Here is a 21,197-nt window from a genome sequence, read left to right as displayed (position 1 = left end):
GCCATCGAGCACTGCGATCGCTCTGAGCTTTTGCTGACGACCGCCGGCCGCGACCGCGCGCGACATTTCCGCGACATTCGCGGCCGATGATCGGCGCAGGCCCCCTCTCGGGCCGAGCGGCAAGCGCGCCACAAGCGAAGGAATCCCAATGAAGCAACGCCGAATCGTGCCCATCGGCGCGGTGGTCCTGATGATTGCCATTGCCCTGGTGGTGGTGGCCGTGAAACCCGGAAGCGACAGCCAGGCCGACGCAACCGCCGCAGCGCCGGTGCCCGTGCTGTCCGTGGTCATGACGACGGCGCAGGTGGCCACGCTGCCCGTGCGCATCCCGGCCAGCGGCAACATCGCCGCGTGGCAGGAAGCCAGTGTCGGCACCGAAGTGGATGGCCTGCGCCTCACCGAGGTGAAGGTCAACGTGGGCGATACGGTGCGGCGCGGCCAGCTGCTGGCGCAGTTCGCGCCGGAGATGGTGGCCGCCGACCTGGCCGAGGCGCAGGCGTCGGTGGCACAGGCCAAGGCGCAATCCTGGGAGGCGCAGGCCAATGCCGAACGCGCGCGGAAACTGGACAAATCGGGCGCCATGTCGACCCAGCAGGTCGATCAGCTGGTCGTGGCGGCCAGGACGGCGCTGGCCAGGCTGGACGTGGCGCAGGCGATCGAGACGCGGCACCGCCTGCGGCTGGCGCAGACGCGGGTGCTCGCGCCCGGCGACGGAATCATCACCTCGCGCTCGGCCACGGTCGGCGCGGTGATGCCGGCGGGACAGGAACTGTTCCGCCTGATCCAGGACGGCCGGCTCGAATGGCGGGCGACCGTGGCGATGGCGGACATCGCAAGGCTGGCCCCGGGGCAGCGCGCGGTGATCGCCGTGCACGGGCAGCCGCCCATCGAGGGCCGGCTGCGGATCGTCGCGCCGGCCATCGATGCGCAGACGCACACCGGCCTGGTCTATGTGGATCTGCCGCCCGGCCGCGCGCTGCAGGCCGGTGCGTTCGCGCGCGGGCACATCGAAGTCGGCGCGAGCCAGGCGCTGACCGTGCCGCAGGGCGCGGTGGTGCTGCGCGACGGCTTCCACTACGTGATGCGCCTGGATCCCGAGTCCAGCGTCATGCTGACCAAGGTGGCGGTCGGGCGGCGCGTGGGCGAGCGCATCGAGATCGTCGGCGGGCTGGCCGCTGCCGAGGCGATCGTCGCGTCGGGGCTGAGTTTCCTGAGCGAGGGCGACACGGTCAGGGTGGTGCGCGGCGCCGGCAGCGCCGGGCGCAGCGCCGCCGCCGATCCCGCGCGGCCGACTGCGGCGGCCTCGCGCGGGGCCGCGCCATGAGCCTCAATGTGTCCACCTGGTCGATCCGCAATCCGGTCGCCACGTCGCTGCTGTTCATCCTGTTGACGCTCGCCGGGATCGGCGGATTCCTGGCGATGAAGGTGCAGAGCTTCCCCGACATCGATTTCCCGATCGTCACGGTGAGCGCGGAACTGCCCGGCGCCTCGCCGCCGCAGCTGGAAAGCGACGTGGCGCGGAAGATCGAGGACGCGCTGGCGAACATTCCGCGCATCAAGCACATCACCAGCACGCTGACCGACGGCACCGCGACCGTCACCGCCGAGTTCCATCTCGACAAGCCGGTGCAGGAGGCGATGGACGACGTGCGCGACGCGGTGTCGAGCACGCGCGCCGACCTGCCCGCGGACCTGCGCGACCCGGTCATCACCAAGGTGGACCTGGCGAGCAAGCCGGTGCTGACGTACACGGTGACCTCCACGCGGCTGGACGGCGAAGCGCTGTCCTGGTTCGTGGACAACCTGGTCCGCAAGCGGCTGCTGGCGGTGCCGGGGATCGGTGCGGTGTCGCGCGTGGGCGGGGTGACGCGGGAAGTGCGCGTGGAACTGGATCCCGACCGCCTGCTCGCCTTGAACGCGACCGCGGCCGATATCTCCGCGCAGGTGCGCGAACTGCAGCAGGAGGCGTCCGGCGGGCGCGTGGAAGTGGGCGGCGCGGAGCAGTCGGTGCGCACCATCGCCACCGTCGCCACGGCCGACGACATCGCGGCGCTGGACGTGTCGCTGGGCGATGGGCGCCGGGTGCGCCTGGACCAGCTCGCCACGGTCACCGACACGGCCGCGGAACCGCGCTCGCTGGCGCTGTTCGACGGTCGCCCCGCGGTGGGGTTCGACGTGTTGCGGGCGCGCGGCGCTGGCGAGATCGATGTCGCCGATGCCGCGCGCGCCATCGTGCAGGAGCTGAAAGCCGCGCATCCCGAAATGCAGTTCACCGAGGCGGTGAACTCGGTCGATCCGGTCGTGGACAACTACCGCGGATCGATGACGCTGCTGCTGGAAGGCGCGGTGCTGGCGGTGCTGGTGGTGTTCTTCTTCCTGCGCGATTGGCGCGCGACCGTGATCGCCGCGGTGGCGCTGCCGCTATCGGCCATTCCGACCTTCGCGGTGATGTACCTGCTGGGGTTTTCGTTGAATATCGTCTCGCTGCTGTCGCTGTCGCTGGTGATCGGCGTGCTGGTGGACGATGCCATCGTGGAGATCGAGAACATCGAGCGGCATCTGCTGATGGGCAAGCCGCCGATGCGCGCGGCGATCGAGGCCGCCGACGAGATCGGCCTGGCCGTGGTGGCCACCACCTTCACGCTGATCGCGGTGTTCCTGCCGACTTCGCTGATGGGCGGCGTGGTGGGCAAGTACTTCGTGCAGTTCGGCTGGACCGCGGCCATCGCGGTGTTCTTCTCGCTGGTGGTGGCGCGGATGCTGACGCCGACGATGGCCGCGTATCTGCTCAAGGCGCCGAAGCATGCGCCCGCCAGCCCGAAGTGGATCGCGGTCTATCTGCAATGGGTGCACGCCTGCCTGCGGCACCGCGCCGCCACCCTGGGCGCGACGGCGCTGCTGGTGCTAGGCGGGCTGGCGATCGCGCTGCAGCTTCCCGGCGAATTCATCCCCGCCGACGATGGCGACCAGACCCAGGTCACCCTGTCGCTGCCGCCGGGCAGCAGGCTGGCCGAGACCCGCGCCTTGGCCGAGCAGGCGCGGCGCACGCTGGCTGCCCATCCGCACGTGGTCTCCGTGTACACCGCCATCGGCGCGCCGGCCGCGTCGTCCGATCCGGACGAGGGCGGCGGGCCTGCGGCAGGCGTCACCACCGCCGTGCTCACCGCGAACCTGACGCCGCGCAAGGACCGCGGCGGTGCGACCAGGCAAGCCATCGAAAGCCAGCTGCGCGAGGACCTGGTGCTGTTGCCGGGCGCACGCGTCAGCGTCGGCAGTGGCGATAGCAGCGAAGGCTACGCCTTGGTGCTGGCGGCCGAGGATGGACAACTGCTCGCGCAGCACGCGAGCCGCGTGGAGCGCGAACTCAGGAGCATCCCCGGGATCGGCGCGGTGACCTCATCGGCCAGCCTGGTGCGGCCGGAGCTGGTGGTGCGTCCCGATTTCGCCCGCGCCGCCGACCTGGGCGTGACCTCGGCGGCGATCGCCGAAACGCTGCGGGTGGCGACGGCGGGCGACTACAGCCAGGCGCTGGCGAAGTTGAACCTGAGCGAGCGCCAGGTGCCGATCGTGGTGCGGCTGGCCAACAGCGGCCGCGACGATCTGGACACGCTGCGCCGGCTGCCGGTGCCGGGCGCGCGCGGGCCGGTGCCGCTGGAGAGCGTGGCGGACCTGCAGATCCTGAGCGGGCCTTCCGAACTCACGCGTTACGACCGCACCCGCAACGTCGATCTGAGCGTGGAACTCAACGGCCTGCCGTTGGGCGAGGTCGAGGCCGCCGCGGCGGCGCTGCCGAGCCTGCGCACCCTGCCCAAGGGCGTGTCGGTGGCCGCGACCGGCGATGCCGAGGCGATGGGCGAGCTGGCGACTGGCTTCGCGATAGCGATGCTGTCCGGGGTGCTGTGCGTCTACATGGTGCTGGTGCTGCTGCTGAAGGACTTCGCGCAGCCGCTGACCGTGCTGGTGGCGCTGGTGCTGTCGGTGCCCGGGGCGTTCGTGGCCTTGCTGGCGACCGGCTCCACGCTGTCGATGCCGTCGATGATCGGCCTGATCATGCTGATGGGCATCACCACCAAGAACTCCATCCTGCTGGTGGACTACATCGTCATCGCCCGCCGCGATCACGGGCTGGACCGGCTGGCCGCCATCGTCGACGCCTGCCGCAAGCGCGCCCGCCCGATCGTCATGACCACCATCGCCATGGGTGCGGGCATGCTGCCGATCGCCATCGGCCTCGGCGCCGATCCCAGTTTCCGGTCGCCGATGGCGATCGGCGTCATCGGCGGGCTGATCACCTCGACCGTGCTGTGCCTGCTGGTGATCCCGGTCGCCTACAGCTACATGGACGACGCCATCGAAGCGGCCAAGGCGCGGCTGAAGGGGCGGGCGGACGCTGCCGCGCGCGGCGCCGCCGGGAGCGGCGCATGAGCGGCGCGCGCGGTCCCGGTGCGGGCGGTGCCGGCCGCGGCCGGCGACGGCGCGCAGCGAGCGCCGCCATGTGTTTGGTAACGTGGACGCAGGCGGCAGCGCACAGGGCAGGACCATGAGCAAAGAGCATCTGTCCATTCTGATCATCGAGGACAACGCGCAGCTGGCGGCGAACCTCTACGACTACCTGGCCGGGTGCGGCCACAGTCTGGATGCCGCGCCCGATGGCCTGTCGGGCTTGCACCTGGCCTCGTCCAAGGACTACGACGCGATCCTGCTCGACTGGAACCTGCCCCGGCTCGACGGCCTCACCGTGCTGCGCAGGCTGCGGCAGGAAGCCAGGAAGCAGGTGCCGGTGATCATGCTGACCGCGCGCGACCAGCTGGCGGACAAGATCGACGGCTTCGAAGCGGGCCTGGACGACTATCTGGTGAAGCCGGTGGCATTGCCGGAGATCGAGGTGCGCTTGCGCTCGCTGGTGGCGCGGCTCAAGCAGGTGGCCGCGCCGGACCACGTGCTGGCCATCGCCGACCTGCAGTTCGATCTGCGCACGTTGCAGGTCCGGCGCGCCGGCAGGACCGTGGCGCTGACCCGGATCGGGCGGCGCCTGCTGGAGCTGCTGATGCGCGAGAGCCCGAACATCGTCAGCCGCGCGCGGCTGGAGCGGGCCGCGTGGGGCGACATCGTGCCCGGGACCGATCTGCTGCGCTCGCATATGCACGTGCTGCGCCGGGCGATCGAGACGCCGGCGGACACGCCGCTGCTGCACACCGTGCCCGGCCACGGCTACCGGCTCTGCGACGATGCGTAGGCTGATGCGCCTGATCCGCCGGCCGCGCGGCGTGCACTGGTGGATCAGCGCGGCCCTGATCGGCTCCGGCCTGGCGATGCTGACCGCGCTGAGCGTGCAGAGCTTCAGGAGCCAGCAACTGATCGAGCACAGGTTCTGGGTCGATCTGCTGCGCTCCACCTCGGCCGACCACGCGGCCCGGGTGCGCGCCGGCCAGGCCGATGCGCTGCCGCAGAGCGGCATCGTGCGCTCCTGGTATGTCGCGCCCGGCCGCGCGGCTGCGCGCATGCCCGTGTATCTGGCGGCGCTGCCGCCCGGGCTGTACTCGACCGAGGCCGCGTATGGCACGTTCCAGGACAACGTCGCCTTCGAGGGCCTGGGCGGACACAGGAGTTTCCACGCCCTGATCGTCGATCTTCCGCCCGGCCGGCTGATCACGACCATCGATATCGCCCAGCTCGAGGACCAGCAGAACTGGAATTCCGTGCAGAGCGCCGTCTGGGGCTGCTTCTTCGTCGTCTTCATCGGCGGGGTGATCGTCTGGCTGCATGCCAACCTCGTGCGGCCGGTGCGGGATCTGGCGCAGCGCATGCAGGCCATCGTGCCCGGCACCGCCGGCGAGCGGCTGCCCACCACCTACCGGCGCGAAGAGATCCAGATGATCGCGCACGCCAGCAATGCGCACCTGGAACGGGTGGAGCAGTTCATCGAGCGCGAGCGCAGCGTGCTGGCGCAGGCCAGCCATGAGTTCAGGACGCCGATCGCGGTGATCTCCGGCGCGGTCGACGTGCTCAAGCAGATGGCGCTGCCCGACGTCGCCACGCCGGTGCTCGCGCGGATGGAAAGCGCGGTCGGCGATCTGTCGGAAACCATGGTGGCGCTGCTGCACCTGGCCCGCGAAGCCGGCGCGGGCGAGGAGCCGATGGATGTGACGGTGCTGCACGACCTGCTGCCGCGGCTGGTGGCCGATCACCAGCACATGCTCGGCGACAAGGCGGCGCACCTGCGGGTCGGGGAGATCGAGCCCACCTTCATCGCGGTACCCGAAGCCATGGTCCGCATCGCGGTGAGCAACCTGATCCGCAATGCGATCGAAAGCACCGACGACGGCTACGTCGAAGTCGCGCTGCGCGGCGGCGTGGTGTCGGTCGCCGACTCGGGCAGCGGATTCAATCCCGTCGAAGCGGCCCGGCGCTACCGCGAGAACCTGCGCCGATCGGCGCCCATCCGTGGGCAGGGCCTGGGCCTTTTCCTGATCGGCCGGATCTGCGACCGCTTCGGCTGGTCGCTCTCGATCGAGCCGGCCGCCGGTGGCGGTACGCGCGCCGCGTTGGACGTCGCGGCGAGCGTCATCGCCCTGTAGTTTCCAGTACAGGCATCGTTCAGTCGCTCGCCGCAGCACGCGACATTTCGGCGACACCGCCGGTCCATTCTGAGGTGGATGTCTGCAGCGCCCCGTTGCCAACGCACGGCTCGCCGCAGACGCGCTCTCTCTCCACCACTCACTGAGGTTCGGCGTCCCATGAAGAAACTCCTGTCGCTTGCGTTGCTGTCTGCCCTGTCGCTCGACGCGATGGCCCAAACGGCGGATGCGGATGATGCATTTTCAGAGCAGGGGCCGCCGCGATGGGGGCTGGGGGTCGCCGCCGTGGTCAGCGACAGCCCCTACGCCGGCGAGGGCACCCGGGTGACGCCGTTCCCGCTGGTGAGCTTCCAGGGCGAGCGATTCTCTTTCAGGGGCCTGACCGCCGGCTATAAGCTGATCGGCGGCGATGCCTTCGCGCTGTCGGCGATCGCCAAGTTCCGTTTCGACGGTTTCGACATCGACGACCTGGGCAAAAAGGAACTCGCCGCGAACGGCCTGGACTATCGGTTGCTCGAGGATCGCGACGACGGGCTGGATCTCGGGCTGGCGGCGACGTGGAGCGGTGCGGCAGGCGAGATCGAAGCGGAGATCCTGGCCGACGCGATCGACGCCAGCGGCGGCCAGGAGGTCTCGCTCCAGTACGGCTATCCGCTGCAGCTGGGCAAAGGCCGGCTGACCCCGAACGTGGGCGTCACCTGGCTGTCCAAGGACATGGCCAACTACTACTACGGCACGCTCGACGAAGAGGTCGCGCGCGGCGTGGTGGACTACAAGCCGGGCGCGGCGACCATTGCGCACGTGGGCGCGTCCTACATGCGGCCGATCGGGGAGAAGTGGTCGGTGCTGGCGTTCGTCAAGTACAGCGTGCTGCCCGACGAGCTCAGCGACAGCCCGCTCATCGAGCCGGACACCGACGGCACCGCGTCGATGTTCATCGGTTTCTCGCGCGGCTTCTGATCGTTCGGCGGCCACGGCGCTGGCCGTGGTCGCCGCTTCGATCGCACCGCTACGACAGTCGGGCGCGGCGCCCGGCCGGCGCCCGAATCGCGCGTTCCGCGCAGCAGCGAGAGACCACGCATGCATCCGCGTTCGACCTTCCACACCCGGCGCTCGGCCGTGGCGTCCCTGGCCGTTGCGCTGCTGCTGGCAGGGTGCTCCCTGGCGCCTGCCTATCAGCGGCCGCCGGCGCCCGTCCCGGAGCAGTGGTCGGATGGCACCGCCGCGCACGAGACGAATGAGTCCACGCCTCCCGCTGTCAACCTGGACTGGCAGGAATTCGTGGTCGATCCGACGCTGCGCGACCTCGTCGCGCTGGCATTGGCCAACAACCGGGACCTGCGGCAGACGCTGTTGAACGTGGAGGCCGCGCGCGCCGAGTACCGGATTCAACGCGCCGATCGCCTGCCCACGCTGCAGCTCGACGCCAGCGGCGTGCGCCAGCGCGCGCTGGGGACGCCGGAGGTGGAGCGCAGTTACGAGGTCGGCCTGGGACTGGCGGCGTTCGAGCTGGACCTGTTCGGCCGCGTGCGCAACCTCTCCGCCGCGGCGCTGCAGGACTATCTGGCCACCGAGCGGGACGCGCACAGCGCGCGCGTCAGCCTGGTCGCCGAGGTGGTCCAGGCCTACCTCGTGCGCGACGGCGCGCAGCACCGCTACCGGATCGGCACCGACATCCTCGCCGCGCGCGAGGCCTCGCTGCAGTTGACGGCGCAGCTGCGTGACCTGGGCTTCGCCAACGAACTCGACCATCAGGAGGCCATCGGCCTGGTGGAACAGGTCAAGGTGGATCTGGAGCGGATCGACCGCGAGTTCCGCCAGGCGACCAACGCATTGACGCTGTTGCTCGGCGTCGCCGATGCGGGCCAGCGCCTGCCCACGCTGCCCGCCGCCGGCGCGACGCTGGTGCAGAAGATCGCGCCGGGAACGCCGTCGGCGCTGCTGATGCGGCGCCCGGACATCCGCGCCGCGGAGCATCGGCTGAAGGCGCGCAACGCGAGCATCGGTGCGGCGCGCGCGGCGTTCTTCCCGCGCATCGCGCTCACCGGCACGTCCGGACGCGGCAGCACCGCGTTGTCGGATCTGTTCGGGTCGTCGGGCCAGCGCCTGTGGTCGTTTACGCCCCAGCTCACCCTGCCGATCTTCGATGCAGGCCGCAATCGCGGCGATCTCGACCTGGCGCACGTGCGCAAGGACGTTGCCGTCGCCGCCTACGAACACGCCATCCAGGTCGCCTTCCAGGAAGTGTCCGACGCGCTGGCGGCCACCGACACGCTGGCGCGCGAGGAAACCGCGCAACGGGCGGTGGCGCAGGCGACCGCGGAGGCGTTGCGCTTGTCCGAGGCGCGCTACCGCAGCGGGGTCGACGACCACCTGCGCTTGCTGGACGCGCAGCGCAGCGACTTCGCCAGCCAGATGGCGCTGGTGGACGTGCAGACCCAGCGGCAGATCGCGCTGTCCACGCTGTTCCGTGCGCTGGGCGGCGGCTGGCGCGGCGAGCTGTCCGCGCCGGCGTCGCTGCCGGCGCCTTGAACGGATGCCAGTGCCAGCCGCATGCCGACGCATGCATCGCCAGCCAGGAACGAGAGCAGGGACCATCCGCGCGATCCATCACCTCCCCCAGGAATCACGATGCACGCCCACACCCCCAAGCAGAAAGACTGGAGCAAGCGCGAAGGTTTCCTCGCGCTGCGGGATCTTCCCGAACTGCCGTCGCTCAAGAAGAACCTCGCCGCGCGCCGCCACAACGCCTGGCTATGGCGGGTGACGGTGTGCTTCGTGCTGATCTCGCTCGTATTGATCGTGCGCGCGATGGTGCTGCATCCGTGAATTCGCGACATGAGCAAGCACGGCATCGCGGCTGTCCTTGCGTCATGACCGCAGCACGTGGCGATGCCTCTAGCGCGTGAGTCGCCGCTGCCGCGCACGACATTCCGACGACATCCCCGCTCCACCATCCGACGCATCCGACGCCATGGCGATGCCGCCCGCGCGCGTCCAGCAGCGAGACCTCCAATGCCGTTCAGCACGCTCGCCCTCTGCGCGATGGGCCTCTATGCCGTGGCCGCCATCGCCTACGTCTACAAATGGCGCGCCCGCCTGCGCTACGCCGGTTTCGGCCAGTACCTGCGCAAGAGCTGGCCGCTGTTCGCGCCGTTCAACTGCCTGCTGTACATGGCCACGCGCCGGTTCGCGCGCCGTCCGGTGATCGACGCCGGCTACCTCGCGGGCATCTCGGTGCTGCGCACGCACTGGCCGCAGATCCGCGCCGAGGCGCTGGCCCTGCACGCCAGCGGCGAGCTGGACGCCACCAGCCAGCCCGGTTCGGCGGGCTACCACGACCTGGGTTTCCGCACGTTCTACAAGCGCGGCTGGAAGAAGTTCTACCTGACCTGGTACGGCGCGCCGCACCGCTCCGCACAGCGCCTGTGCCCGCAGACGCTGCGGCTGCTGGCGCAGGTGCCGGGCATCCGCGGCGCGATGTTCTCGGTGCTGCCGCCCGGCACAGAGCTGAGCCTGCACGCGGACCCCCTGGCGTGCTCGTTGCGCTATCACCTGGGCCTGGCCACGCCCAACGACGACGGCTGCTTCATCAACGTGGACGGCCACGCGCTGTCCTGGCGCGATGGCCAGGATTTCGTCTTCGACGAAACCTACCCGCACTACGCCCGCAACGACACGGACGCGCTGCGGCTTATCCTGATGTGCGACGTCGAGCGGCCGATGCACGTCGCCGGCCGCGCATTCAACCGCGTGTACGCGCTGCTGGCGCGCGCGCTGGCGGTGCCCAACACGGCGGAGGACCGGCGCGGCCTGCTCACCGGCGTGTTCGCGACGCTGGCGCCCTGGCGCACGCGCGGGCTGGCGCTCAAGGCGCGCAATCGCAGCCTGTACATGGCGCTGAAGTACGCGCTGAACCTGGCCCTGGTCCTGCTGGCCTTCCTGCCGGTGTACGCCGCGCTGCAGTGGGTCGAGCGCGCCGGCAGCGTTGCGCTCGACTAGGCGCTGCAGCGCATCGGTCATGCCGGCGTCCGCCACGCAGGCGCGCATGCTCTGGCCGGTTGCGGAGGGATGGCGTGCACGTGCGCAGGCGCAGTGCAGGAAAACTAGGCGGACGGATCCTTGAAGTCGAACACCTGCCCAGGCTCGGCCGCAACGAATCGGTCGGCTGCAACGCCTGCCAGTTGCAATGCCTCGGCCAGCTTTTCGCGCGGCTCCTCGCGGCCTTCGTCGGTGAGCTGGAAGGTGCCCCAGTGGATGCCCAGCGCCTGTCGGGCGCCGGTGTCCTGGAAGATCCGCACCGCTTCCGCTGGGTCGACGTGTTGCGGCGCCATGAACCAGCGCGGCGCGTAGGCGCCGATGGGGATCAGGGCCACGTCGGGTGCGCCGACCCTGTCGCGGATCTCACGAAAGATCGCGCCATCGCCGTAGCCGGTGTCGCCGGCGAACCAGACGGAGCCCCGTGCGGTCTCGACGAAGAAGCCGGCCCACAGGGCCATCCTGCGGTCTCTCACGCCGCGGCTCGACCAGTGGTTGGCGCGGGTGAGCGTCACCGTCGCGGTGTCGCCGAGCGGCACCCGGTCGTGCCAATCGCCGGTATGGATCCGCGCAGCGGGCGTGTGCCTGCGCAACAGGAGGTCGTTGCCCAGCGGCATCACGAACAGCGGGCGATGCGCCCGATGCAGCTTGCCCAAGGTGGTGAGGTCGAAGTGGTCGTAGTGGTTGTGGCTCAGCAGCACCGCATCGATCGGCGGCAGGTCCGCGAACGCCACGCCTGGCGCCGTGACCCGCTTCGGACCGGCGATTTGCGAGGGACTGGCGCGCTGCGACCACACCGGATCGGTGAGCAGGTTGAGGCCGGCGACCTGGATCAGCACGGTGGCGTGGCCGACCATGGTGATGCGCAGCCGATCGTGCCGCTCGGCGGGAACGGCCGGGCGCACCGGCACGCGGTCGGGCCAGCGGACCGTGCCCATGGCCGCCTTCCAGCGCAGCACGCGTGCCAACGAGTTGTCGACGGTCGGCTGGCCCGGGTTGAAGAAACGCACTCCGTCGAAGTGGTCGCTGGCGGGGCCGTCGTAGTAGGGGTTCTTCATCGGACGTGCGATCCGGGCGATGGCGGGCGACGACGCAGGGTGCGCCGCGGCGATGGGAATGGCGAGCTGCGGTGTCGGCTCATCCGGTGACGGCCCTGGGCGCGATGCCTTGCAGCAGCAGGCGCCCGTGCTGGTCGGCCAGCGCGGCGAGGTTCGGGGCGTGCGCGCTGTCGCGGCCGAAGACCTGGTGGAACAGCATCGCCATCAGCATCGGGCCCATGATCGACAGCACGTAGAGCTTCGGGTCGCCGGCCGGGGCGGTGCCGCGCGCCTGGGCCTTCTCGATGAGGCCGGCGACGGTGGACATCACCCGGTCGATGGCTTCGGCGTGCCAGATGCGGGCCAGTTCCGGAAACGCGCGGCTCTCGCCGATGACCATGCGCAGGATCGCCGGCAGGCGCTGGTCGCCCATGCCGTCGGCGGCGCGCGCCAACAACAGGCTGCTCAGTTCGGCAAGTCCGCCGTCGAAGGTGGCGGCGGCTTGCTCGAGCGGCGCAAGGCTGGTCAGCAGCCCGTGCCGCACCACCGCGGCGAACAGGTCCTGCTTGTTGTCGAAGTACAGGTACAGCGTGCCCTTGGCGATGCCCGCGCGCTTGGCCACGTCCGCCAGCTTGGTCTCGGCGAAGCCGTGCTCGACGAAGGCATCGAGCGCGGCGCTGAGGATCTCCGCGGGGCGGTCCTCCTTGCGGCGTTTCCATTTCGGCGGCGCGTCGGTCATGCGGTCGATGTACTCACTGCGGGGCGTATCCGTGCGCCACACGATACCCGTCCAGCGCCGCGAGCGAGGCGTCGGGCGCGGCGCAGGCGACGTAGCCATCAGGGCGCACCAGGTACGCCGCGTCCTGCGCGAAGCCGGCGTGCTGGTGCTCGGGTTGCCATGCGAACACGCGCAGGGCGATGCCGCGTGCGCCGCACCAGCCCTGCAACTCGGGCCGCGCGCTGCCGTAGACGTGCAGCTGCCAGCCGATCTGCGGCAGCGGCGTGTAGTTGTCGGCGTCGCGCGTCTGCACCCATGGCAGGCGATCGCCGCCGGCGACGTCGCCGGCCTTGCCGGCGCTCAACGGGCTGTCGCGATAGTGCAGCATGGTCTGCGAGACGGTGCGGAACATCAGCTCGCTGAGGTTGCGGCTGCGGTAGGCCAGGCTGGCCAGGGCCGGGGCGACGTAGGTCCTGATGAAGCTGGCGACGCTGCCTGCGGCGGTGACCAGGGTGAAGGCGCGGTCGGTGGTGTTGACCAGGGTGCGGGCGAAGGCCTGGCGCTCGGCCGCGTAGCTGTCGAGCACGGCATCGGACGCGCGGCCCTTGAGCACGTCGGCGAGCTTCCAGGAAAGATTGATGGCATCGAGGATGCCGGTATTCATGCCCTGGCCGCCGACCGGGCTGTGGACATGCGCCGCATCGCCGAGCAGGAACGCGCGGCCATGGCGGAACGTCTCGGCGACGCGGTGGTGCACGCGGTAGGTGGAAAACCAGTTGACCCGGTCGATGCTGACGCCGAGGTTGCGGATGGCATCGTCGCTGACGTCGGCGAAGCTCAGCTGCTCGGCGCGATCGGCACGCGCGTCGCGCACGGTGCCGATGAGCCGGTAGTTCCCCGCCGCGCTGTAGGCCAGCACCAGGATGAAGTCGCCATCGCCCAGGGCGATGTGCGCCTCGTCGGTCGACTGCAGGCCGCTCAGTTCGACATCGGCGACGTAGAACACCTGCCGGTAGGTGCCGCCTTCGAAATCGACGCCGAGCCGGTGGCGCACCGTCGAGCGCGCGCCGTCGCAGGCCGCCAGATAGCGCACCTCGACGGCCTGCTCGCGGCCGTCGGGCAGGCGCAGGCGCGCGGCGACGCGATCGCCGTGGTCGTCGAAGGCGACGAGTTCGGTGTCGCGCTCGACCGCCACGCCCAGCGCCGCGAGCTGCGCGATCAACAGGCGCTCGTGCTGGTCCTGCGGGTACACCAGCACGAACGGGTAGGGCGACAGGCCCGTGGCCGAATCGCGCAGCGCGATCCGCGCGCGGCGCTTGCCGCGGGCCCAGATGTTCATGGCCGGGGTGCGATGGCCGGCGGCGACGACGGCCTCGGCGATCCCCACCTGCCGGTAGAGCTCCAGGGTGCGCGCCTGCACCGCCATGGCGCGCGAGGTCTCGCCCGGGCCGGCGCTCTTGTCGATGAGGCGTACCGCGACGCCTTGCCGGGTCAGCCATAACGCCAGCGTGAGCCCGGTGGGGCCCGCGCCCACGATCAGCACCTCGCTCATGCCGCACCTCGCTTATATGACCCGTGGGTCATTTAAATCAGCTCGCGGCTTTGCCGTCAAGCGGCGGGTGCACACGTTCCCGGTTTCGGCGGTTCCCTGAGTTGTTCAGCAAGAAATCGGGATGGCGCTCTCAGGTTTGCGCCGTGGGCGCCGTTACCTCTCCAGACAACGCCCCAATCCCTCGTGCATAGCGGAATTGGATGCCGCCGGCCGTCCACCAGCGACAGCCCGGACACTCTTGCCTGGAGTTGCACTCATGAAGTGGTTCCACGATCTGCCTATCGCCCGCAAGCTGGCGGTGGGGTTCACCCTGACGACGCTGATGACGATCATGCTCGGCACCTTCGCCCTGGTCCGCCTGGGCGGCGCGCATACCGAACTGGCGGCGATGGCCGGCAACGAGATTCCTTCGGTGCAGCACCTGGGCGAAGTGCGCGCGCAGCTCGGCGAGTTCCGCACCTTCGAGCTGTCGCAGCTGACCATGCTGGCCAAGCCCGACAAGGTCGCCGACTACAACAAGCGCATGGACGCGACCACCAAGCTGGTGCGCGAAGAGCTGACCGCCTATGCGGCGCTGCCCGCCGACGACAAGGAGCAGGGGCTGTACCGCAATGTCGAGGCCAACGTGAACGGGTACTTCGGCGCCAATGCCGAGATGCGCGCGGCCATCGCCGCCGGCGATGGCGTGCTGGCGCAGCAGATCTCCGACGACAAGTCGCGGCCGGCGCGGCGCAAGCTGTTCGAGTCGCTCAAGGAACTGGGCGCCTACAGCGCCGAGCAGATGCAGGCGAAGATCGTCAAGGCCGATGCCACGCATCGTGCTAGCGTGATCGCCATCGTCGCCTGCATGCTGCTGCTGTCGCTGATCGCCGCCGCGCTGGCGGTGGTGATCTCACGCGCGGTCACCGGCCCGTTGGGCAAGGCGGTGCATGCGATCCAGTCGGTGGCGCGCGGCGACCTGTCGGTGAACATCCAGGCCACCAGCGCCGACGAGGCCGGCAAGATGCTGGCCGCCACCCGCGACATGACGGTGATGCTGCGCCGGTTCTCCGGCGAGACCCAGCAGATGGTCGAGATGCACGCCGGCCCGGACATCGGCCACCGCATCCCGGAAGATTTCCCGGGCGTGTACGGCCAGCTCGCGGTCGGCATCAACACGGTGATCTTCGAGCATCTGGACTCGATCAAGGACGCCATCGCGGTGCTCAACCGGTACGCCGCCGGCGACCTGTCGCAGGACGCGCGGCGCCTGCCCGGCAGCCGCGCGATCCTGCACGAGTCGATGGATGCGGCCAAGGCCAGCCTGCTGGCGATCAACACCCAGATCCAGTCGCTGGCGCAGGCCGCGGCGGTCGGCGATTTCAGCCAGCGCGGCGACGCGCTGCGCTTCGATCACGATTTCCGGTCGATGATCGAACACCTCAACACCATGATGCAGGTCGCCGACGGCAACCTGGGCCAGGTCTCGCAGCTGCTGCGCGCGATCGCCAACGGCGACCTGACCGCGCGCATGCACGGCGACTTCCACGGCGTGTTCGCCGGCATGCGCGACGACGCCAACAGCACCGTCGCGCAGCTGACCCAGATCGTCGGCCGCATCCAGCAGGCCTCTTCCAGCATCAGCACCGCCGCCGGCGAGATCGCCTCGGGCAACGACGACCTGTCGCGGCGCACCGAGCAGCAGGCCGCCAACCTGGAAGAAACCGCCGCGTCGATGGAGGAGCTCACCTCCACCGTCAAGCAGAACGCCGAACACGCGCGCCAGGCCAACCAGCTGGCGATCGGCGCGGCCTCGGTCGCCTCGCAGGGCGGCGAGGTGGTCGGCCGCGTGGTCACCACCATGCACGAGATCGACGCCTCCTCGCGCCGCATCGCCGACATCATCACCGTGATCGACGGCATCGCCTTCCAGACCAACATCCTTGCGTTGAACGCGGCGGTGGAAGCGGCGCGTGCCGGCGAGCAGGGCCGCGGCTTCGCCGTGGTCGCCTCGGAAGTGCGCACCCTGGCGCAGCGCTCGGCCAGCGCCGCCAAGGAGATCAAAGGCCTGATCGACGAGTCGGTCGGCAAGGTCGCGGTGGGCTCGCAGCTGGTCAACCAGGCCGGCGACACCATGGGCGAGATCGTCGCCTCGGTGCAGCGCGTGACCGACATCATGGCCGAGATCGCCGCGGCCTCGCAGGAGCAGTCCGCCGGCATCGAACAGGTCAACCAGACCGTCACCCAGATGGACGAAGCCACCCAGCAGAACGCCGCGCTGGTGGAAGAAGCCACCGCGGCGGCGCGCTCGATGGAAGAGCAGACCGGCCACCTCAACGATGCGGTGGCGCTGTTCAAGCTGGACGCGCACGCCGCGGTGCTGGCGCCGGCGGTCGCGCCGCGCGTGGCCGCGGCGGCGGTTGCGGTGCGTGCACCGAGCAAGGCCAAGGCCGCCGCCCCGGCCCGCCGCGCACCGGCCCGCGAGCCGATCCGCGAAGCGGTCGCGGCCAACGCCGGCGACTGGCAGGAGTTCTGAAGTCCCGCCAGCATCGACGCCCAGGACGAGGCCCCGCTCCGGTGGGGCCTTGTCGTGTGTGGTCGACAGGTGAGCGCCAACGTTGGTTTGCGCGGTGCATGGCGGCGGCTGCGCCGCGGGAGCGTGATGCGGGCCAAGCGAAAGTGGCGCCCGCGGCGAAAGCTGAAGCCGCTCGCTCCCAGGCTTGGCTGTCATCTCGCAGACGTGGGTGCATGAACTGCCGCATGCGAAAGAAGTCTGACTTTTTGGCTGCTGTGGCAATTGTCTGGCCGACTCGCCGCACACTGGAATGAGGATGGCCGTCTGCACGCCAGGTCCGGCCTTCAAACGTTCACTCGGACTCAAGGCTGCCGGGAGAGCAGGCGTGCCTTCGCATGGAGCCGCTTTGCTTTGTGCGGTTCTCCCTTGGCCGCATAAGCCTCGGCCAGGCTGTCCCAGGCGTTGGCCGAACGCGGAAAAAGCACGGTGTTGAGCGCGAAGACGCGCAGGGCCCGCTCGAGGCCGAGATTCTCGCGAATGCCGTTACCGGCGGTGTCGATGGCGCGCTCTAGTGCGGCGTCGTCGATCTGGGTGCTGGCACGAATCGCGTGGGCTTGCGTGCGTGCATCGATCGCCGATGGGATCTGCGTCGCATAGCGCATCAGCGTTTCCGATAGCGCTTCCATCGGAAAACGCTCCGGTGCCACCGTCGCCATCGCGCTGTCCACCAAGGTGCGCGACCAGACGTTGCTGGCGCTGCCGTTGGTCAGATAGGCGAAGACATAGACGTCTGCATCGGGCGTATCCCGAAACAGCATGCGCACCCTGACCCGCGCGCCGCCATCGTGTCCGACCTGGCGATACGCACCGCTTTCGCCGTATTCCCAGCCGCTGGCGAACCAGCCGCGACGGTCGCCGGCCAATATCCTTGGCTGCCACAGTCGCCGCAACGTGGCCTTGTCTACCAGCTCGCCGGAGCTCATGGCCTGCAGGAAGCGGCCAAGGTCGTCCAACGTAATGTACAGGCTGGCGTGGCCGTAGGCGTAGCGGGGCCACGCCAGGTCCTGCTCTTTTTGCAGGCGGCCGTGGCGTCCGACGTAACTGGTCACCACGCCACGCGCGGGTATGGCCGCTGGGCCTAGCCACGTGTGCCGCAGGTGCAGCTTGCGGATGATGCGTTCCCCGGCCACCTGCGCGTAGGGCTGGCCGTAGTGCGCCTCCAGCAGCGCGGTCAGCACCAGATAGTTGGTCTGGGTGTAGCGGATGTCGGTGCCCGGTTCGAATAGTAGCGGTGCGTTGGTCAGCGACGCGAATGCCGCTTCCCGGTCGGCGGGCAGTGCCGCGACCGATGCGGCCGCTTCGCCACTGCGGTTGTCGAAGTATTCCGGTACGCCGGAGGTGTGGTCCAGGAAGTCGCGCACGGCAATGGAACGCCAGCGCACTGGCAGACCGGCGACGTAGGTGCCGATAGGCGCTTGCAGATCCAGCTGACCCTGCTCGACCAGTTGCATGACCAGCGTGCTGACGAAGAGCTTGCTCAGCGAGTAGCCGGCGAAGACGGCATCGGCGTCGAGGCGCGTATGCGTCGACGTGTCGGCTTCGCCGTCTGCACCGCGGAACAGGACCTTGCCATCGTGCGTCACCAGCAGTGCCTGGCCGGCGATGCCGTAGCGCTGCCGGTTGACCTCCATCTGCCTGGTCAACGCAGGCGCGAGTGCATCATTGGCGGAGGCGACGCATGGCAGCAGCGCGACGCCGAGCAGGAGTGCCAGGGAAGGGGTGCGATTCATCGTGTGTCCTTGTGTGCGCTTTGGGCGCAACGCCTTGGCCGTTGGCTTGGGTCCTGCCGCGAGCGGCCTGGATGCGTAGTCGGGGCCTTCCGCATGCGCGGCTGCTCAGTCGACGAAGAACGCGGTATGCGCCACGCCGGCGTTGTTGCTCTCGCCCATCCAGGCGCGGATGTCAACCTCGTACAGGCCGGACGTGTCGGTGCGGATAGCGGCGCCGAACAAGGCCGTCTCCGGATCGAAATCCAGCCGGTAGCGGCGCGGTGCGCCGCCATCCACGGTCACGTAGGCCTCCACCTCTGTCATGTCTGCACGCCACGGCCCGTTGCTGGAAATCGCGCACCCGCACAGCATGGTGACGCTGGCGAGTAGGGATATCCCGGCGCCTGCTTTCGCCCGCCGGTACGCGGCGGGGCTGACGAGATCGACGATCAGGCCCGGAAGTTCCATGCGCCAGCCGTCGCCCGCGGTCAGCGGATGGCCGGGCAGGATCCACTGCGTGCTGGTCGCCGTGGTGGTGGCCTGGGGCTGGCTGAGCGGTCCGGTCACGCTCAGGGTCACCCGGCGCGGGCGGTCGATCTCCAGTGTGGTGCGAAAGACCGCGCTGTCCTTGCTGGACAGGGTCGCTGCCATTGCGTTGCCAGCTGCCATGATCGTGCCAGTGTCACCGGTAGTGCCGGCGGTCAGGCCGCGGGCCAGGATTTCGCCGGTGTCGGCATCGGTCAACAGCACGCGGACAGGCGCTGCATAGCCGCCGAGGAACTTGGCGCCGCGAGCCATCACCCTGACCTCCACGTCGGTCGGTTCGGCCGGAGCCTGGTCGATTGACGCGACCATAAGGGGAAGGATGCATGTTGCCGCGATGATGGGAAAACGCATGAAGTTTCCTGGGGATGGTGGCGGAGTGACAGCGGCCGGGTACGGTCGATCAGCGATGGATTGCCGGTGGGCGCGCCGCAGGTCCGGGCGGCTGGCTGGCTTAGGCGGACTCGGACAACGCTAGGGCGTTCTGCGAGAATGGGCCAATGACATGTTGTGACTTCGGCTGACATGCCGCGGTGGCAACGGATCCGGCCGATTGCAAGGACGAGGGCGATGCTGCGCTTCGACGATTTCCGACTCGACCCGGCCACTCTGCGTGTCTTCCGTCACGATGTACCGCTGGACGCTCCGCCGCAGGCGGTGGAGGTGCTGGCTTACCTGGTCGAACGTGGTGGACGCATCGTTCCGCGGCAGGAATTGCTGGATCGATTCTGGCCGCGTGCCGGCACCGGCGGCGACGCTGCCCTCAACACGTGTATTCGCCGCATCCGCACGCTGTTGGAGGACGACGCGGACACGCCGCGCTACATCCAGACGCGCCCACGCGCGGGATATCGCTTTGTCGGCACGTTGGCCGAGGGCGCGGCGGGACCGGTTTCGCCGCCACCCTCGCGTCGGCGTACCCGATCCGCCTTGGGCTTGAGCTTGCTCGGCACCTGCGTCCTCGCGGCTGGGCTCTGGGCGCACGCCACGCTGTTCCCGCCGCACCATCGCATTGCCATTGAGCCGGCGCAGGGGTTATGCGAGTACGTGCTGTTTCCCAAATTCAACCAAGGCCTGCGGGAAAGCTTGATCGCCCAAGTCAGCGGCAACTTGCCGGTGGGCTATAGCGTGGCTGCCGACGATAAGCATGCCGATCTTCGCGCACGCGTCAGTGTGCGGCAGACACCGCAGCGTACCGTGGTTGTGCTCACTCTGGTGGACACCCGCGCGCAGCGCATCCTGTGGTCGCGCGAGTATGCGGCGGCCACTGAGACGGACGACTACGTGCCGCTGCAGCGCTCCCTGGCCGAGCAGATGGCGGCTGGGCTGGTAAGGGCGCTGGACGAACGCACGTGAAGGGGCGCTCGGCCCCCTCGGTGCGCTCGGTCTCGAATCGCTGCCGGCTGGCACGGAAGCGCGATCTGCTTGGCGGTTTCAGCCGCGTCGCGCGGCCTCGATCGCGGCGATGTCGATCCTGGTCATGCCCATCATCGCCTCGAATGCGCGCTTGGCCACCGCCGGATCCGGGTCGGCGATCGCGTCGGTCAGGGCGCGCGGGGTGATCTGCCACGACAGGCCCCATTTGTCCTTGCACCAGCCGCAGGCGCTTTCCTGGCCGCCGTTGCCGACGATCGCGTTCCACAGGCGATCAGTCTCGGTCTGGTCGTCGGTGGCCACCTGGAACGAGAACGCCTCGCTGTGCTTGAACGCCGGGCCGCCGTTGAGGCCCAGGCAGGGAATGCCCAGCACGCTGAACTGGACCGTCAGCACGTCGCCCTGCTTGCCGGAGGGGTAGTCGCCGGGGGCGTGATGCACGGCGTGCACCGCGCTGTCGGGGAACGTCTGCGCATAGAACGTGGCGGCCTCCAGCGCGGTGCCGTCGAACCAGAGGCAAATCGTGTTCTTGCTGATCATCTGGACTCTCCTGGGTAGAAAGAGACAGCGGTGCGCAAGGTGCCAGAACTGAGCAGGTGCATGGCGCGTGTGCAGCAATGGCATGTGCAGTTCGACGCAACGCAATCCGGTGCGCTCGTGTTGCACGGCGGATTCTACGTCGCTGCTGGCGCTGCGGATCGAGCCGGAGCGCGTGCGCGCGGCGCGGTCGGTGCACGCGGCTGGGCCTGGCGAGCGCCGATGCGGGGCCGGGCTAGCGGGCTCTTCACCTGCGATGTGGTGTCGTTGGACATCGCACAACCACGGAGCTTTGCATGGACACCACGCTGATGCCATGGGTCGCCGGACTGTTCATTTTGTTCGTCGGCGCGGCCTTCTACCTGATCACCCGGGCCAAGAACAATCGCAACCGCCCGGCCAAGGACGCGGCCGCGACCAAGGCCGGCGACGATGCCTCGTTGAGGAAGTAACCTGCGCGACGCGGCGGCGAATCGGTCATGTCGTGGGCGCCGGGCTGTGCGACGTGCACGTTGCGATGGGTCCCGAGCGCGCAGCGCGCACGGTGGCTTGCCGGC

The 21,197-nt window shown here is 69.4% G+C and carries 17 protein-coding genes; 11 read left to right on the top strand and 6 right to left on the bottom strand.

Annotated elements, in window-relative coordinates; translation table 11 throughout:
- Positions 1–148 precede the first annotated feature (148 nt).
- From NUG20_RS18525 to NUG20_RS18490, 8 genes are all read left to right on the top strand, one after another.
- Complete coding sequence (locus NUG20_RS18525; RefSeq protein WP_263395882.1) at positions 149–1,324, top strand: efflux RND transporter periplasmic adaptor subunit; 1,176 nt, start codon at positions 149–151, stop codon at positions 1,322–1,324.
- Complete coding sequence (locus NUG20_RS18520; RefSeq protein ID WP_263395881.1) at positions 1,321–4,425, top strand: efflux RND transporter permease subunit; 3,105 nt, start codon at positions 1,321–1,323, stop codon at positions 4,423–4,425. Before NUG20_RS18525 ends, NUG20_RS18520 begins: the two co-directional genes overlap by 4 nt.
- 130 nt (positions 4,426–4,555) lie before the next feature.
- A complete protein-coding gene (locus NUG20_RS18515; protein WP_263398537.1) occupies positions 4,556–5,236 on the top strand; it encodes a response regulator transcription factor in 681 nt (226 codons plus the stop codon).
- On the top strand, positions 5,229–6,578 hold the full coding sequence (locus tag NUG20_RS18510; RefSeq protein WP_263395880.1) for a HAMP domain-containing sensor histidine kinase: 1,350 nt from the start codon (positions 5,229–5,231) through the stop codon (positions 6,576–6,578). Before NUG20_RS18515 ends, NUG20_RS18510 begins: the two co-directional genes overlap by 8 nt.
- Positions 6,579–6,737: 159 nt before the next feature.
- The gene (locus NUG20_RS18505; protein WP_263395879.1) at positions 6,738–7,538 is read left to right on the top strand and encodes a MipA/OmpV family protein; all 801 of its coding nucleotides are present in this window, start codon (positions 6,738–6,740) and stop codon (positions 7,536–7,538) included.
- A 120-nt stretch (positions 7,539–7,658) separates the two neighbouring features.
- On the top strand, positions 7,659–9,110 hold the full coding sequence (locus NUG20_RS18500; RefSeq protein WP_263395878.1) for an efflux transporter outer membrane subunit: 1,452 nt from the start codon (positions 7,659–7,661) through the stop codon (positions 9,108–9,110).
- Positions 9,111–9,209: 99 nt separating this feature from the next.
- On the top strand, positions 9,210–9,407 hold the full coding sequence (locus NUG20_RS18495; protein WP_263395877.1) for a hypothetical protein: 198 nt from the start codon (positions 9,210–9,212) through the stop codon (positions 9,405–9,407).
- Between the two features lie 186 nt (positions 9,408–9,593).
- Positions 9,594–10,580 carry an aspartyl/asparaginyl beta-hydroxylase domain-containing protein gene (locus tag NUG20_RS18490; RefSeq protein ID WP_263395876.1) on the top strand — a complete coding sequence of 329 codons (987 nt, stop codon included), beginning with the start codon at positions 9,594–9,596 and terminating at the stop codon, positions 10,578–10,580.
- Positions 10,581–10,684: 104 nt separating this feature from the next.
- Here the strand turns inward: NUG20_RS18490 and NUG20_RS18485 are convergent, their stop codons facing one another.
- From NUG20_RS18485 to NUG20_RS18475, 3 genes are all read right to left on the bottom strand, one after another.
- The gene (locus NUG20_RS18485; protein WP_263395875.1) at positions 10,685–11,674 is read right to left on the bottom strand and encodes an MBL fold metallo-hydrolase; all 990 of its coding nucleotides are present in this window, start codon (positions 11,672–11,674) and stop codon (positions 10,685–10,687) included.
- Between the two features lie 79 nt (positions 11,675–11,753).
- Complete coding sequence (locus NUG20_RS18480; RefSeq protein WP_263395874.1) at positions 11,754–12,392, bottom strand: TetR/AcrR family transcriptional regulator; 639 nt, start codon at positions 12,390–12,392, stop codon at positions 11,754–11,756.
- A 13-nt stretch (positions 12,393–12,405) separates the two neighbouring features.
- Positions 12,406–13,923 (bottom strand): FAD-dependent oxidoreductase, encoded by a 1,518-nt coding sequence (locus NUG20_RS18475; RefSeq protein WP_263395873.1) that lies wholly within the window; start codon positions 13,921–13,923, stop codon positions 12,406–12,408.
- A 256-nt stretch (positions 13,924–14,179) separates the two neighbouring features.
- Here NUG20_RS18475 and NUG20_RS18470 point away from each other — a divergent pair, with 256 nt between their 5' ends.
- On the top strand, positions 14,180–16,438 hold the full coding sequence (locus tag NUG20_RS18470) for a methyl-accepting chemotaxis protein (RefSeq protein WP_263395872.1): 2,259 nt from the start codon (positions 14,180–14,182) through the stop codon (positions 16,436–16,438).
- A 341-nt stretch (positions 16,439–16,779) separates the two neighbouring features.
- Here NUG20_RS18470 and NUG20_RS18465 read toward each other — a convergent pair whose 3' ends face one another.
- Together NUG20_RS18465 and NUG20_RS18460 are read right to left on the bottom strand one after the other, a co-directional pair.
- On the bottom strand, positions 16,780–18,207 hold the full coding sequence (locus tag NUG20_RS18465; protein ID WP_263395871.1) for a serine hydrolase domain-containing protein: 1,428 nt from the start codon (positions 18,205–18,207) through the stop codon (positions 16,780–16,782).
- A 105-nt stretch (positions 18,208–18,312) separates the two neighbouring features.
- On the bottom strand, positions 18,313–19,083 hold the full coding sequence (locus tag NUG20_RS18460; protein WP_263395870.1) for a hypothetical protein: 771 nt from the start codon (positions 19,081–19,083) through the stop codon (positions 18,313–18,315).
- A gap of 216 nt (positions 19,084–19,299) precedes the next feature.
- Between NUG20_RS18460 and NUG20_RS18455 the strand changes: the two genes are divergently transcribed.
- Positions 19,300–20,085 carry a winged helix-turn-helix domain-containing protein gene (locus tag NUG20_RS18455; protein WP_263395869.1) on the top strand — a complete coding sequence of 262 codons (786 nt, stop codon included), beginning with the start codon at positions 19,300–19,302 and terminating at the stop codon, positions 20,083–20,085.
- Positions 20,086–20,163: 78 nt separating this feature from the next.
- Here NUG20_RS18455 and NUG20_RS18450 read toward each other — a convergent pair whose 3' ends face one another.
- Positions 20,164–20,643 (bottom strand): VOC family protein, encoded by a 480-nt coding sequence (locus tag NUG20_RS18450; RefSeq protein ID WP_263395868.1) that lies wholly within the window; start codon positions 20,641–20,643, stop codon positions 20,164–20,166.
- A gap of 293 nt (positions 20,644–20,936) precedes the next feature.
- Between NUG20_RS18450 and NUG20_RS18445 the strand changes: the two genes are divergently transcribed.
- Positions 20,937–21,092: a hypothetical protein gene (locus NUG20_RS18445; RefSeq protein ID WP_263395867.1), complete on the top strand. Its 156-nt coding sequence runs from the start codon at positions 20,937–20,939 to the stop codon at positions 21,090–21,092.
- Positions 21,093–21,197 lie beyond the last annotated feature (105 nt).

This window comes from Xanthomonas sp. CFBP 8443 (assembly GCF_025666195.1).
Lineage (GTDB): Bacteria > Pseudomonadota > Gammaproteobacteria > Xanthomonadales > Xanthomonadaceae > Xanthomonas_A.
This window is presented reverse-complemented; position numbering and strand designations above follow the sequence as displayed.